This window comes from Anaeromyxobacter terrae, assembly GCF_022690685.1.
GTDB lineage: Bacteria > Myxococcota > Myxococcia > Myxococcales > Anaeromyxobacteraceae > Anaeromyxobacter > Anaeromyxobacter terrae.
Genome location: NZ_JALCYY010000096.1, coordinates 1 through 13,506, shown reverse-complemented (window position 1 = coordinate 13,506; position 13,506 = coordinate 1). Strand labels below are relative to the sequence as shown.

General features: G+C 73.0%; 14 protein-coding genes. 7 read left to right on the top strand and 7 right to left on the bottom strand.

Annotated elements, in window-relative coordinates:
- The 3 genes from mrdA to mreC all read right to left on the bottom strand — a co-directional run.
- Window positions 1-2,169: penicillin-binding protein 2 (gene mrdA / locus MNY62_RS24195; protein ID WP_242346899.1), on the bottom strand; the 2,169-nt coding region annotated here is incomplete at its 3' end.
- A 7-nt stretch (window positions 2,170-2,176) separates the two neighbouring features.
- Window positions 2,177-2,686: a hypothetical protein gene (locus MNY62_RS24190; protein ID WP_242346898.1), complete on the bottom strand. Its 510-nt coding sequence runs from the start codon at window positions 2,684-2,686 to the stop codon at window positions 2,177-2,179.
- Window positions 2,683-3,558: a rod shape-determining protein MreC gene (gene mreC / locus MNY62_RS24185; RefSeq protein WP_242346897.1), complete on the bottom strand. Its 876-nt coding sequence runs from the start codon at window positions 3,556-3,558 to the stop codon at window positions 2,683-2,685. The genes MNY62_RS24190 and mreC overlap by 4 nt, the downstream gene beginning before the upstream one ends.
- Before the next feature lie 120 nt (window positions 3,559-3,678).
- On the opposite strand from mreC, the gene MNY62_RS24180 reads away from it, so the two are divergent.
- The 3 genes from MNY62_RS24180 to MNY62_RS24170 are packed head-to-tail and all read left to right on the top strand — an operon-like array spanning window position 3,679 to window position 6,500.
- Entirely contained in the window at window positions 3,679-5,247 is a 1,569-nt protein-coding gene (locus MNY62_RS24180; protein ID WP_242346896.1) for a peptidylprolyl isomerase, read from the top strand.
- 7 nt (window positions 5,248-5,254) lie between these two features.
- Complete coding sequence (locus tag MNY62_RS24175; RefSeq protein WP_242346895.1) at window positions 5,255-5,854, top strand: Maf family protein; 600 nt, start codon at window positions 5,255-5,257, stop codon at window positions 5,852-5,854.
- 4 nt (window positions 5,855-5,858) lie between these two features.
- Window positions 5,859-6,500, top strand: coding sequence for a YggS family pyridoxal phosphate-dependent enzyme (locus MNY62_RS24170; RefSeq protein ID WP_242346894.1), 642 nt, complete (start codon window positions 5,859-5,861; stop codon window positions 6,498-6,500).
- A 37-nt stretch (window positions 6,501-6,537) separates the two neighbouring features.
- On the opposite strand, the gene MNY62_RS24165 is transcribed toward MNY62_RS24170, so the two are convergent.
- A complete protein-coding gene (locus MNY62_RS24165; protein ID WP_242346893.1) occupies window positions 6,538-6,759 on the bottom strand; it encodes a hypothetical protein in 222 nt (73 codons plus the stop codon).
- 339 nt (window positions 6,760-7,098) lie between these two features.
- Between MNY62_RS24165 and MNY62_RS24160 the strand changes: the two genes are divergently transcribed.
- From MNY62_RS24160 to MNY62_RS24150, 3 genes are all read left to right on the top strand, one after another.
- Window positions 7,099-7,842, top strand: coding sequence for a DUF3108 domain-containing protein (locus tag MNY62_RS24160; RefSeq protein WP_242346892.1), 744 nt, complete (start codon window positions 7,099-7,101; stop codon window positions 7,840-7,842).
- 62 nt (window positions 7,843-7,904) lie between these two features.
- Window positions 7,905-9,581: a DUF4091 domain-containing protein gene (locus MNY62_RS24155; RefSeq protein WP_242346891.1), complete on the top strand. Its 1,677-nt coding sequence runs from the start codon at window positions 7,905-7,907 to the stop codon at window positions 9,579-9,581.
- A gap of 11 nt (window positions 9,582-9,592) precedes the next feature.
- Window positions 9,593-10,357 carry a DUF3108 domain-containing protein gene (locus tag MNY62_RS24150; RefSeq protein WP_242346890.1) on the top strand — a complete coding sequence of 255 codons (765 nt, stop codon included), beginning with the start codon at window positions 9,593-9,595 and terminating at the stop codon, window positions 10,355-10,357.
- A 15-nt stretch (window positions 10,358-10,372) separates the two neighbouring features.
- On the opposite strand, the gene MNY62_RS24145 is transcribed toward MNY62_RS24150, so the two are convergent.
- From MNY62_RS24145 to MNY62_RS24135, 3 genes are all read right to left on the bottom strand, one after another.
- On the bottom strand, window positions 10,373-10,726 hold the full coding sequence (locus MNY62_RS24145) for a hypothetical protein (protein WP_242346889.1): 354 nt from the start codon (window positions 10,724-10,726) through the stop codon (window positions 10,373-10,375).
- 322 nt (window positions 10,727-11,048) lie between these two features.
- Window positions 11,049-11,567: a DUF507 family protein gene (locus tag MNY62_RS24140; RefSeq protein ID WP_242346888.1), complete on the bottom strand. Its 519-nt coding sequence runs from the start codon at window positions 11,565-11,567 to the stop codon at window positions 11,049-11,051.
- A 378-nt stretch (window positions 11,568-11,945) separates the two neighbouring features.
- Window positions 11,946-12,875, bottom strand: a complete 930-nt coding sequence (locus MNY62_RS24135) for a class I fructose-bisphosphate aldolase (RefSeq protein ID WP_242346887.1) — start codon at window positions 12,873-12,875, stop codon at window positions 11,946-11,948.
- A 190-nt stretch (window positions 12,876-13,065) separates the two neighbouring features.
- Here MNY62_RS24135 and MNY62_RS24130 point away from each other — a divergent pair, with 190 nt between their 5' ends.
- Complete coding sequence (locus MNY62_RS24130) at window positions 13,066-13,362, top strand: DUF2795 domain-containing protein (RefSeq protein WP_242346886.1); 297 nt, start codon at window positions 13,066-13,068, stop codon at window positions 13,360-13,362.
- Window positions 13,363-13,506: the final 144 nt, after the last annotated feature.

Genomic DNA, 13,506 nt, shown 5'->3' with positions numbered 1-13,506 from the left:
GGAGGGAGCCGGCGCGGGCGCCGGCGGCTTCGCGGCGGGGCTCGCCTTCGCCTCGGTCGCGGGCGGCCGCGCCGCGGAGCTCTTCGCCTCGCCGGGAGCGACCTGCGTGGCCGCGGGCGTGACCTTCGCCGCGCCCGGGGACGCGAGCGGCGCCGCGACGATCTGCGCCGCGGCCGGCTTCGCGCCGGGGCCGGCTGCCGCCGGGCTCGCGGGCGTTCCGGCGGGAGCGCCCGCCGCGTCCGCCGGCTGCGCCAGGGCCACCCCCGATCGCTCGGCGGCGTCCTGCGCCTTGAGCTCCATCCACTTCTTCACGACCGCCATCGCGGTCGGCGCGGCGTTCGTCGAGCCGAAGCCCGAGTGCTCGTTCAGCACCACCACCACGATCTCCGGGTCCTCCGCCGGCGCGAACGCCGCGAACCACGCGTGGTCGCGCTCGAAGTACGGCACCTGCTCGGCGCGCATGCGCTTGCCCATCTTCACCACCTGCGCGGTGCCGGTCTTGCCCGCCACCGTGTAGTCCTTCGGGCGCTGCCAGTACGCGGTGCCGAACGGCTGGTTTACGGCGGCGAGGAGCCCCTTCATCACCGTGTCGCGCGTGGACTTCTTGATGTCGGGGCGGCTGCGCTCCTGCGGCGCGAACTCCTGCAGCACCTTCCCGTCGGCGTCCTCGACGCGGAGTACGACCTGGGGCTTCCACACGATGCCCGTCGCGAGCGCGCCGTAGAAGACGACCTGCTGGATCGGCGTGACGTTCACGTCGCCCTGGCCGATGGCGAGGTTCACCGGCATGCCCTTCTGGTAGCCGCCGCGGATGTGCCGCTCGTGCCACGCGACGTCGGGGACGAGGCCCGGCACCTCGCCCTGGACCCCGAAGTCCGTCGGCACGCCGAGCCCGAACTCGTGCGCCCACTTCGCGATCGCGTCCGCCCCGAGCCGGGCGCCGGCCTCGTAGAAGAAGACGTCGCAGCTCGCGCCCAGCGCGTGCTCGAAGTCGACGGCCCCGTGGCCGGTCTCCTTGTCGCAGCGCCAGCGGTGCGAGCCCATCTTGAAGTAGCCGGGGCAGTTGATCGTCGTGTTCGGACGGTAGAGCCCCTCCTCGAGCGCGGCGATCGAGGTGAGCGCCTTGAACGTCGAGCCGGGGTGGTAGTGCTGCTGGATGGCGCGGAAGAGCTCGGGCTGGAGCGGATCCGAGTGGATGGCCGCGAGCTCCGCCGAGGTGATCCGGCCGGACATCTTGTTCGGGTCCGGCGCGGGCCGGTCGACGAGCGCGAGCAAGAACCCGGTCTTCGCGTCCATCGCGAGGACCACGCCCGCGGTCGCGGGGAACTGCTGCTCCGCGAACTCCTGCAGCCGCCAGTCGATCGAGAGCACGAGGTTGTGCCCGGGCACGCTCGGCACGACGCGCTGGTCCTCGGGGATGAGCCCCTCCGCGTCCTCCTTGCGGCGTCCCTTCGCGTCGACCGGGACGCGCTCCTTCCCGTCGATGCCGCGCAGCTCGCGCTCGAACTTCCGCTCGAGGCCGCGGCGGCCGGTGTAGTCGCCGAGCAGGTAGGGGGCCTGGCCCGTCTCCGAGCGCTGCACCTCCTCGTTGAGCCGCTTCAGCTCGTCGGGGCCGGCCTCGTTCATGTAGCCGATGAGGTGCCCGCCGAGCCCGGCGTACCGGTAGTTCCGGTGCGGGATCGGCTGCACGTCCACGCCCGGGAGATCCATCTGGTGCGCGAGGAACCGGTCGAGCTCCTCGCGGGCGATGTCGACCTTCACCGTGAACGGCCGGAAGCGCTCGAGCTTGCGCGCGCCGCCGAGGAGCCCGCGGGAGCGCTCCACCTCCTCGGGCGTCATCGAGAGCATCGCCGCGAGCCGCGCGAGGACCTCGTCGCACTGCTTGCCGCAGAAGTACGGCGTGAGCGTGACGTCGTACGAGGGGCGCGAGTCGACGAGGATGCGCCCATGGCGGTCGAGGAAGTGGCCGCGATCCGCCGGCTGGCGGATCTCCTTCACGAAGTTCTCCTCGGCCTTCTCCTTGTACTCGTCCCCCTGCAGCACCTGCAGGTGGTAGAGGCGCCCCACGAGCGTGAGGAACGTGAGGACCGCGAGCCCGGTCGCCCATGCGAGCCGCGGCCGGAAGTCCTTCTGCGCCGCACCGGGCGCGCTGGGAGGGATGATCGACATCGCGGTGTCAGCGGAGGAGCCCGTGCTCCTCGCGGTGGAACAGCCGGTCGACGCGCCGGAGTCCCGGGTAGAGCAGCGGCGCCGCGGCCGCCGTCAGGATCGCCTCGAGGAGCATGCGCGGCACCAGGCCGATCCCGGGCGCCGACTCCGGGGCGGACGTCAGCCGCGTGAGCACGAGCGCGCCCAGGGAGATCACGAGGGCGCCGCCCCCGGAGAGCAGCGCGAACCCGCCCCGGCTGCGCACGTCCACCGCCGCGTTCACCGCGCGCGCCAGGACGAAGAGGAGCACCGCGAGGAACGTCATGAGCCCCTTCGGCGAGCCGGTGACGAGGTCGAGCACGTACCCGATCCCCGCCGCCCCCACCGAGCCGTCCACGTTCCCGCCGTGGAGGCCGAGGTAGACGATGCAGGCGGCGAGCAGGGCCACGGAGAAGGCGCCGCCCCCCACCCAGCGCAGGATGGCGGACTGGAGCGCGGCGAGCACCAGCGCGAACAGGACGTGAGCGAGAGGCTTCACTGTTCGTGTCCGGGTGCGTAGGCGGCCGGGAGGATCTCCGCGGTCCGCTCCCAGGCCGTGACCACGAGGACCTCCTCGAGGCGCGTCACGTCGACCGACGGGACGACGCGCGCCTCCTGGAAGAGGCCGTGCTGGAAGCGCTCGAGCTTCGTGACCTTCCCGACCGGCAGGCCGCGGGGGAACACGCCGTCGGTGCCGGAGGTGACGAGCGCATCGCCCTCGATCATGTCCTCGACCCGCAGCGCGTAGTCGAGCTTGCAGGCGTCGGGCTTGCCCATGCCGCGCACGTTCGCGCGGGCGCGGGTGCGCTCGACCACCGTCGCGATGGAGCTGTTCCGATCGGTGAGGATCAGCACGTCCGCGGTGTGCGCGGACACGCCGTGGACGCGCCCCACCACGCCCTCGGCGACGACGACCGGCATCATCCGCTCGACGCCGTCCTCCGTGCCGCGATCGATCGTGAGGAGCTGGAGCCCGGCGGGCGCGAGCCGCACGCCCACGATCCGTGCGCCGACGTACTTCCGCGCCGGCGACTCCTGCGCGAACCCGAGCAGCTTGCGCAGCCGCTCCACCTCCGCGCGCTCCGAGAGGAGCTGCTGCCGCTCCATCTTGAGCAGGTTCACCTCGCGTAACAGCTCGGTCGCGGTCTCGCGCGCGTGGCGCAGCGCGAGGTACCCGTTCCAGGAGCGCAGGCCCCCGGACACGGCCCAGCCCACGCTCCGCTCGACGGGCGTCGTGAGCCACAGGATGGCGCGATCGAGCTTCGAGCGCTCGCTCGGCTTCCTCGCATGAGCGAAGTAGACACCCAGCGGTACGACGAGCAGCACCGCGACGAGGATGAGCTCGCGGTACCGCCTCAACAGTGCGAACACGGACACTCCGGCGGGGGCAGAAACCCTTGCATTTTAGCCCCCTTCGACTAGGGTGTTCAACCTTCCGGCGCCCCCTCCCACGCGGGGCTGCCGACCTACAACAACGCGGAGCACCGGTTCATGCTGGAAGGGCTGCGAGCAAACAAGGGCGGCATCATCACCTGGATCTTCCTCGGGGCGATCATCGTCGTCTTCGTGATCAGCTTCGGTCCCGGCAGCCTCAGCAAGGGCGGGTGCCGGGGTGCGGGGGCATCCTACGCGGCGAGGGTCAACGGGAAGACGATCCCCGCGGTGGAGTGGGAGCGGCAGTACGGCCAGCTCTACAACCTCTATCAGTCGCAGATGGGCGGCGGGTTCACCCGTGAGCTCGCGGCACAGCTCGGCGTCGCCGAGCAGGCGCTGAGCCAGCTCGTGGACCGGGAGCTCGTGATCCAGGAGGCGAAGCGCCGCGGCATCGTCGTGTCCGACGCGGAGCTCTCGACCGGCGTTCACGCGATCCCCGCCTTCCAGCAGAACGGCGCGTTCCACTTCGAGACCTACGAGGCCGCAGCGCGCCAGAACTTCGGGTCGCCCGCGAAGTTCGAGGCGTGGTACCGCGACCAGCTCCTCTACGGCAAGATGCTCGCCGCCGTCGGCGAGACCGTGAAGGTCCCGGACGCCGAGGTCAAGGAGGCGTGGCGGGCCGACGCGGACAAGCTCGCGCTCACCTTCGTCCGGTTCCCGCTCGCCGCGTTCCAGGCGGAGGCGAAGCCCTCCGACGCGGAGGTGAAGGCCTTCGCCGACAAGGAGGGCGCCCGGATCGAGCAGTTCTACAAGGACAACCCGGCCCGCTTCGACCAGCAGAAGAAGGTCCGCGTGCGCCACGTCCTCGCGCGGGTGGGCCCCGGCGCGGACGACGCCGCCGCCAGGAAGAAGATCGAGGAGGCCGCCGCCCGCGTGAAGAAGGGCGAGGACTTCGCGAAGGTCGTGGCCGCGCTCTCGGACGACGAGGCGACGAAGGCCCGCGGCGGCGAGCTCGGGTTCGTGACCGAGGGGCTCTTCGACGAGGCGTTCGCGAAGGCCGCGCTGGCGCTCGAGCAGGGACGGGTCTCCGAGCCGGTCCGCAGCGCTTCGGGCTGGCACCTCGTGCAGGCCGAGGAGGTCGTGCCGGCGAAGAAGACCTCGCTCGCCGACGCCCGCCTGGAGATCGCCCGCGAGCTCCTCGCGCAGGATCGCGCCCGCAAGCTCGCCGCCGATCGCGCCCAGACCGCGCTCGCCGCCGCGCGCGGTGGCAGCTCGCTCGCCGCCCAGTTCCCGGGCGAGGAGGCCGCGAAGAAGGCGAAGGCGAAGCCCGTCACCGCCGGCGGACAGCCGATCGTCGCCGAGGAGACCGGCACCTTCACCGCCTCGAGCCCCTTCGTCCCGAAGCTCGGCCCGGCCTCCGAGATCATCGGGGCCGCCCGCGCCGCGCGGGCGGGCGAGGTCCTCCCGAGGGTGTTCGAGCTCCCGTCCGGCCCGGTCGTCGCGGTCGTGACCGCCCGCGAGACCGCCGACGAGAAGGCGTTCGACGGCGCGCGCGAGCAGGTCTCGGCGCGGCTCCGCAACCAGAAGGAGGCGCAGATCGTCTCCACCTGGCTCGAGACGCTCCGCAAGGACGCCAGGATCGAGCGCAACCTGGAGCTCCTGGGGAGCGCCGCCGCCGCCCGGTAGGCCCTCCATGGCGCTCCGGCTCGTCCTCGCATCCCAGAGCCCGCGCCGCCGCGAGCTGCTCGCCCAGCTGGGCGTGCCGCACGAGGTGCTGCCGGCGAACACGGACGAGTCGGTGCGCCCCGGCGAGCCGGCGCGCGAGTACGTCGCGCGCGTCGCGCGCGAGAAGGCGCGCGCCGTGCCCGGCGAGCTCGTGCTCGCCGCGGACACGGCGGTCGTGCTCGGCGGGGAGGTGCTCGGCAAGCCACGCGACGCGGAGGACGCGCGCCGCATGCTCGCCGCCCTCTCGGGCAGCGCGCACGAGGTGCTCACCGGCGTCTGCATCCGCCGGCTCATGGGCGCCGACGCGCTGGAGCTCGAGGCGGTGGTCTCGACCACCGTGCGCTTCGCTCCGCTCGACCCCGCCTCCATCGCCTGGTACGTCGGGACGGGCGAGCCGCTCGACAAGGCCGGCGCCTACGCCATCCAGGGCGCCGGCGGGGCGTTCGTGCTGGCCGTGCAGGGCAGCGTCTCGAACGTGGTCGGGCTCCCGCTCGCCGAGACCGCCGAGCTGCTCCGCCGCGCCGGCCATCCCCTCCCCTGGGACGCTCCCTCGGGCGCTGGGGGCTGAGGCCGTGGGGATCGCCGAGAACCTCGCCCAGCTGCGCGCGGAGCTCCCCGCGCGCGTGACCCTGGTCGCGGTGTCGAAGACGCAGCCGGCGGCCGCGATCCGCGAGGCGTACGCCGCGGGGCAGCGCGACTTCGGCGAGAACTACGCGCAGGAGTGGCGCGAGAAGGCCGACGCGCTCCAGGACCTCCCCGGGCTCCGCTGGCACTTCATCGGCGGCCTGCAGACGAACAAGGTGAAGTACCTCGCCGGCCGCGTCGCCTACGTGCACACCGTCGATCGCGAGGAGCTCGCCCGCGAGCTCTCCCGCCGCTTCGCCCAGAAGGGCGCGGTCGCGCGCGTCTTCCTGGAGGTGAACACGGGCGGCGAGGCGTCGAAGGCCGGGTGTGCGCCGGGCGAGGCGCCCGCGCTCGCGGCGGCGATCCGGGCGCTGCCCGCGATCGAGCTCGTGGGGGTGATGGGCATCCCCCCGCCCGAGGACGACCCGCGGCCGCACTTCCGCGCGCTCCGCGCGCTCCGCGACGGCCTCGGCCTCGCCGAGCTGTCGATGGGCATGAGCGGAGACTGGCGCGTCGCGGTCGAGGAGGGCGCGACCTTCGTGCGGGTGGGCACGGCCATCTTCGGAGCCCGGCCGCCGAAGGGCGCCTGACGGCCCGAGCCAGCGCGACGCGAGCGTGCGCTGGCGGTCAAACCACCTTGAGGCGCAGCCGCCCCGTGTCGGTCACCGAGGCGCGGAACTCCTGCCCGCAGTAGAAGCAGCGGACCTCGTCGCCGTCGCCGAACCCGTCGTCCCACGGGTTGTTCGCCGAGCAGTCCGGGCAGTCGAAGTCTCCGAACCGGCGCGCCCTCCCCGCGTCCTCTCCCTCGGCAGGGAGCTCGTCCTCGTCGTAGCCGGCGTCGAACGGCATCGTTCCCCCTCCTCGCGGGTGTCGCGCAACGACCCCGGCCGGGCCAGCCGGCGTGGATCGAGCGTACGCCATGCGAGGGCGGGCGTGCGAGCGAGCGCCACGGCGACGGTGTAGGACTCACCGTCCACGCGGCCAGGGAATAGCGAGCGCAGGCTCACCATTGTAAGGATGCGTGGGCACGCGCTCCGCGCGGGAGCGTGCCGGAAACCGACACCCCTGTCGCCATCGGGCCCCACGGCGCGCCGGCGGTAGAACGGAATCCCGGGCTGCGCCCGCTGGCATCTCACTTGCTGAACCTCCCCGCGCCGCACGGTCTCACACGCGGAGACGGGAGCATCCTTGCACAAGCGCCTCGCCATCCTCGCGGTCGCCGCCCTCCTCGCCGCGCCCGCGGGCGCGCGCGGATTCTCTCCGGGCGAGGAGACCGTCTTCCGGATCACGTACCTCAGCCTGCCCACCGGGGAGGGACGGATCGTCGTGGGGAAGCCGGAGGGAGACATCTGGCCGGTGGTCTTCCAGGCGAAGACGCAGGGCGTCGCGGGCCTCGTGGACATCCGCGAGCACCTCGTCAGCTACTGGGACACGCGCACGAAGCTCACCCGCGGCTCCGACCTCAAGGCGTACGAGGTGGGCGACTTCCACCAGGACAGCGCCCGCTTCGACCGCGCGACCGGCAAGGCCACCGTCACGGTCCAGCGCAAGGGCAAGAAGAAGGAGCAGACCATCGAGGTCCCGCGAGACGTCCAGGACCTCACGAGCGCCTTCATGTGGCTCCGCCTGCAGCCGCTCGAGGTCGGCCGCCGCTACGACGTACCCGTCGCCTCCGGCACCCACCAGTTCACGCTCATCGCGGAGGTCGTCGGGCGCGAGCGGGTCGAGACGCCGGCGGGCGCCTTCCCGACGATCAAGGTGAAGATCCAGACCGCGCTCGAGGGCAAGTTCTCGACGAAGCGCGACTCCTGGATGTGGCTGTCCGACGACGCGCGCCACGTGCTGGTGCGCGCCGAGGCGGACTTCGCGGTGGGCAGCATCGTCGCGGAGCTGAGGAGCTACACTCCGGGCGGAGAGGTCGCGGCGCGCTGATCCGCACGCCCCGGCCGAGGCACGCGTTGCGTCGGCCGCAGCCGCGGCGCAACTTCGGATGGATGCGAGCGGCCCTCCTCCTCCTCCTCGCGGCGTGCACCGGCGGCGCGCCCGCCCGCTCCTCCGCGCGCGCGCGGCCCGAGGCCCGCCCGGACGTCCCGGTGGAGATCGGCGTCGCGAGCGGGCTCGAGAAGCTGCGGCCCGCGGATCCCGTCCCGCAGGACCGGGAGATCGCGCTCTCCGCCGCCCGGGGCGAGTGCGAGTCCGCCCAGATCGCCGTTCGCGGCGCGCGGCCGATCGCGGCGCTCTCCGCCGAGGCGCCGCCGCTCGCTGGCCCCGGCGCCCTCCCGGTCACCCTCTATCGCGTCGCGACGCTGTCCCTGCCGCGCGGCTCCGGGCCGGAGGGGGAGCCTGGCGAGTGGCCGGATCCGCTCGTGCCGGTGCGCGACCCCTTCTTCGGCGAGCCGCGCCGCGCGTTCCCGGTCGAGGTGGGGGCGCGCCGGCTGCAGGCGATCTGGGTCGAGGTCTGCGTTCCGGGGGGCGCACCGGCGGGCGAGTACCGGGGGGAGGTGCGCCTGCGCGACGGCGCCCGCGCGCTCGCGGCGGTCCCGCTGCGGCTGCGCGTGTGGCCGTTCACGCTGCCGGCGACCGGCGCGTTCACCGCGGCGTTCGGGCTCCCCACCCGCGTCGGCACGCGCGCCCTGGGGAAGCCGGACGACCCGGAGCTCGCGCGCGCGCTCGCGGCCGCGCTCCAGCGCCACCGGATCTCGCCGTACACCCTCTCCGCCGATCCGCCGGACGGCGACTGCACCGCGCGCCGCTGCGCGCTCGACTGGTCCCGCTTCGACGCCGAGCTCGGACCGGTGCTCGACGGCACCCTCGTGCCCGGCGTGAAGGGCACCTTCGCCGAGGTGCGGATCCCGGCGAAGGTCTGGGACGGGCCGGAGGCGGACCTGGCGGCGACGCTCCGCGCGTGGAAGCGCCACTTCGACGCCCGCGGCTGGAGCGATCGGCTCTGGCTCTACACGCTCGACGAGCCCCGGCCCGAGCAGTTCCCGGAGCTGCGCCGGCGCGCGCGGCTCGCGCGCGAGGCCGGCATCCGGGTGTTCGCGACGATCGTGCCCGACCCCGCGCTGGCGGGGGCCGTGGACGCGTTCGCGCCGAACCTCACGCTCGCCCCGGATCGCGCGCGGCGCGGCGACCACGTCTCGTTCTCCTACGCGTCCTGCATGTCCCACGGGTGCGACGAGATCCCGGCCTCCGGCCCGGGCCGCGCGACGATGCTGCGGGACTTCCGCGGCTGGCCGGGGTACGCGATCGACCGCCCGGGGACCGCCGCGCGCGCGGTGGCCTGGCTCGGCTGGCGGCGAGGGCTCGCGGGCGAGCTCTACTACGACGTGCTGCACGCCTGGGTCGATCGCGATCCGTGGAAGGACGTCCGGGCGTTCGCGGGGAACGGCGACGGCACGCTCCTCTACCCCGGACTGCCGCGGGAGCTCGGCGGCGAGCACGGCTTCCCGGTCGAGTCGATCCGGCTCAAGATCATCCGCGACGCGCTCGAGGACCTGGAGCTCCTGCGGCTCGCCGAGGCCGCCGGGCTCGGCGAGCTCGCCCAGGCGACCGCGACGAAGCTCGTCCCGAGCGCGCGCGGGTTCGAGCGGGACCCCCACCGCTGGCTCGCCGCGCGTGCCGCGCTCGGGGACGCGCTCGCCCGCCGCGAGCTCCGCGCGAAGCGCTGAGGGACGCCATCTTGCTCGCGCCGCTCCTCGCCCTCGTCCTCGCCGCCGGATCGCAGTGCGCGCTTCCGCCGATCGCGGACGGCGAGCGCCCCTGGCGCACCGGCGAGACCCTCGACCTCGAGCTCGACGTGCTCGGCGCCGTGAAGGCGGGGACCCTCCAGCTCACCGTCGAGCGGCCCATGTCGGGCGGGCGCATCGTCCCGCTGCGCGGGCGCGCCCGCACGACCGCGGCCGTGGCGAGCATCCGGAGATTCGCCGGCGTGGGGCTCTCGTGGATCGACGCGAGGACGCTCCTCCCGGAGCGCTACCGAGACGACACGGACGAGAACGGCGTGCGCAGGTCGAGCGACGCGCGGATCCCGGCGGACGGTCGGGTCACCATCGCGTACCGCCACGGCGACCGGGCGAGCGAGGCGAGCTTCGATCCGGAGGGCGAGGTGCTCGACGCGCTCTCCGCCCTCTACTACCTGCGCGCGGCGCGCCTCGCGCCGGGCGACCGCTTCTGCTTCGACGCCATCGCGAGCCGCCGCCTGTGGCACCTCGAGGGGAGCGTCGCGGCGGAGCGCGAGCCGGTGGAGACCCCCGCCGGCCGGTTCCAGACGTTTCGGGTGGACGCGCTCGCGCGGCGCGCCGATCGTCCGGACGCACGCCCGCGCCCGGTTCACCTGTGGTTCACCCGGGACTCGCGCCGGCTGCTCGTGGCGGCGGTCTCGGAGATCGAGCTCGGCCCCGTGCGCGCCCAGCTCGTGTCGGTGCGCGGAGCGCGGGAGCGCTGAGGGCCGAGGCCCGCGTCACATCCGCGCCGCGACCTGCGCGAGCCGGCGGCGCACGCTCGCGAGCGCGGCCCCGAGCCGCTCGATGCGGTCGATCGGGCCGCCGCCGAGCGCGAGCGAGAGGATGCGCTGCTGCGACGGCTCCTCGTCCGTGAGCGCCGCGTCGATGCTCGCGACGTAGGTCGCGATCGCCGCGAGCGCCCCGCGCGCCTGCTCGAGATCGTCGTCGAGGAAGTCGAGCACGACGTGCTCGCGCGCCGCCCGACCGGCGAGCCGCGCGCGGAGGGTGTCCACCGCCCGCCCGCCAGAGGCGCCCGACGCAGTGACGCTGCGCTCCTCGTCGACGACGGCGACTGCGCTCGGACGCGGCATCCCCCGATGGTAGCGGGGCGATATCGCCGGTCAACTTTGCGGCGAGGGCGCGGAAGTCACGGTGCGTGGACTTCGCTCATCGCTGCGTGAAGTTCGCGCCGAAGGGGCACCGCCGGCACGCCTGCGCGCGCGCAACCCTCGTCACCGCTTTCGCGACTCATACGCGAAGCATGCGCCCCGAGAGGCACACGAGACCGGAGCCGAGACGGGCACCCGCAGCGAGGCGCGCCGAGGCGTACTGCCTCCGTACGCCGCAGGCGCAACGAGCGAGGACGCCCGTCGCAGGCCCGGTATCGTGCGCCGCTGTGGAGAGGAGTACCGCTTAGATCAGGCCGCGGGAGCGGCGGAGCAGTTCCACAGTCTTCTGATACTCGACATCCCAGGCGCTCGTCCCTTCCTGCAGGTGCTTCAGGCGGGCGCGCGCCTCGCGATCGATCTCTTCGTCGACGTCGAGGTGCTTCTTGAAGAGGTTGAAGACCTTCTTCCGGAGGGCGTGATCCTCGGAGTAGACCTCCTCGACGTTCCGCGAGATGAGGAGGAACTCGATCATCTGACCGATGACGTACTCGATCCCCTCGTCGCCCATCTTGAAGCCGCGGACGTCCGCCATCTCGCGCTTCACCTGGCTGAACCGGGAGTGATCGTAGCCGCGTCGCTCGAGGGCCTCGCGGGTCGCGGCGTTCACGCGCTCCTCGGCGGCGAGGTACTCCTTCATGATCGCCGCCATGTCCATCTCGGCGTCGGCGATGCGCAGGGTCTCGACCTCGATGTCGCCGTCCTGCATGAGGGTCTGGATGACCTCGCGGGCGATCGTCGGGATGACCTTGGGGTAAAGCCGCATGGAAGTTCCTCGCCTGGACGGCCGCGGACCGCGCCGCGGGCCGAGTGCCGTTGCGAAGACCGCGAAACAAAAGGTAAAGCCGTATAAACCCCGGCCGCCAGGGGTGGCAAGAAAAAAAGGCCTCGGCTGCAGCATGGTTCCACGCGATCTGCAGCCTCGCTACCCGCCCCCGTGGGCCCGTCCCCTCACGGGCTCGGGGGCACGACGAGGCCTGGCGGCCGGGGGGTGTCGCCGCGCCAGGAGCCGTCCCGGAAACGGCGAGGGCGGCGCCCCTGGAGGCGCCGCCCTCTCGATCGGACGCCGCCGCTCGGCTCCCGCCCCGCTCACTCCGGGTGTCGCGCGCTCGCGCACCGGAGCCCCGGGACGGAGCCGCCGGCGCTAGCCCTGGTAGATCTTCATCACGTCGGAGAGGAGCTTCAGGGCCTCGGCCCGCGGACGCTGGAAGGCGTTGCGGCCCATGATCGAGCCGAACCCGCCGCCCTCCTTGATCCCGCAGATCTCGTTCAGCACGTCCTCGGTGCCCTTCGCCTCGCCGCCCGAGAAGATGACGATGCGCTTGCCGTTGAAGGCCGACTGCACGACGTGGCGCACGCGGTCCGCGAGGGTCTTCGTCGGGATCTGGTACTTCTCGTAGACCTTCTTCGCCTCGGGATGCTCGACGAGGTCCTTGGGCGGCTTCACCTTGATGATGTGCGCGCCGAGCTGCGCCGCGATCTGGGCGGCGTACGCGGCGATGTCCACCGCCGTCTCGCCGTCCTTCGACACGCCGGAGCCGCGCGGGTAGCTCCACACCACGACCACGAGGCCGGCCGCCTTGGCCTCCTCGGTGAGCTCACGGAGGTGCTCGAACTGCGAGTTGCGGGCGTCGGACGCGGGGTAGATCGTGTAGCCGATCGCGGAGCACCCGAGCCGCACCGCCTCCTTCACGGACCCGGTGACCGCCGAGATGGGCGCGCCGCCGAGCTTCGAGAGCGAGTCGGAGTTGTTGAGCTTCAGGATCGTGGGGATCTGGCCCGCGAACTTCCGCGCGCCGGCCTCGATGAACCCGAGCGGCGCCGCGTACGCGTTGCACCCGGCGTCGATGGCGAGCTGAAAGTGGTAGTCCGGGTCGTAACCCTCCGGGTTCGGTGCGAACGAGCGCGCGGGACCGTGCTCGAAGCCCTGGTCCACCGGGAGGATCACGAGCTTGCCGGTGCCGCCGAGGGTGCCCGTCATGAGCAGCCGGTGCAGGTTGGCGAGGGTCCCGGGGCTGTCGCTCTGGTACCAGGACAGGATCTCTTTCACGCGCGTGGTGGTTCGCTCCGGCATTTCGATTCTCCCAGCAGGACGTGAGGGTTCGGGGTTCTCTAGGACGGCTCGAGCTTGAAGTCGACGCGCAATCTAGAGAGCGCCGCGATGGGGTGGCAAGGGGAAAAGCCTCCGCTCGCCCGGCCGGCCTGGTGGCCGGTCTCCGCCGGGCTGCGCAGCTTGGGAGTGAACCCCCGAAAAGGAAGGTCCCATGGCGCGTGGAGTCGGCGAGCGGCCGGAGCGGAGCCCAGCGGCGATCCTGTCCGAGGTCGAGTACCCCATCTCGCGCGATGATCTCGCGCAAGCGGCGGCGGAGGCCGACGCGCCCGCGGAGGTGATCAACTTCCTCAGATCGCTTCCCGAGCGGATCTACACGAGTCCGAACGACGTGCTGCGGCAGTTCGGCGAGGCGGGCGCGCGGTTCGGGCTGTTCTCGACCCACGTCCGTCACCGCGGCGATCTCGGCAAGGAGGCCTTCGAGACGAGGGCGCCTCCCACCAAGACGTAGAGACGGGGGGCTGCGAGCGTAGAGACGGGGGGCTGCGCCCCCCGCCCCGTCGCCGGCTGACCGCCGCCGCCGGGGCCCCACCCCCTGCTCGGCGGGGCCCGTGAACGGTCGCGCCCGCTTCGCGGGTTCGCGACCGTTCCCCGC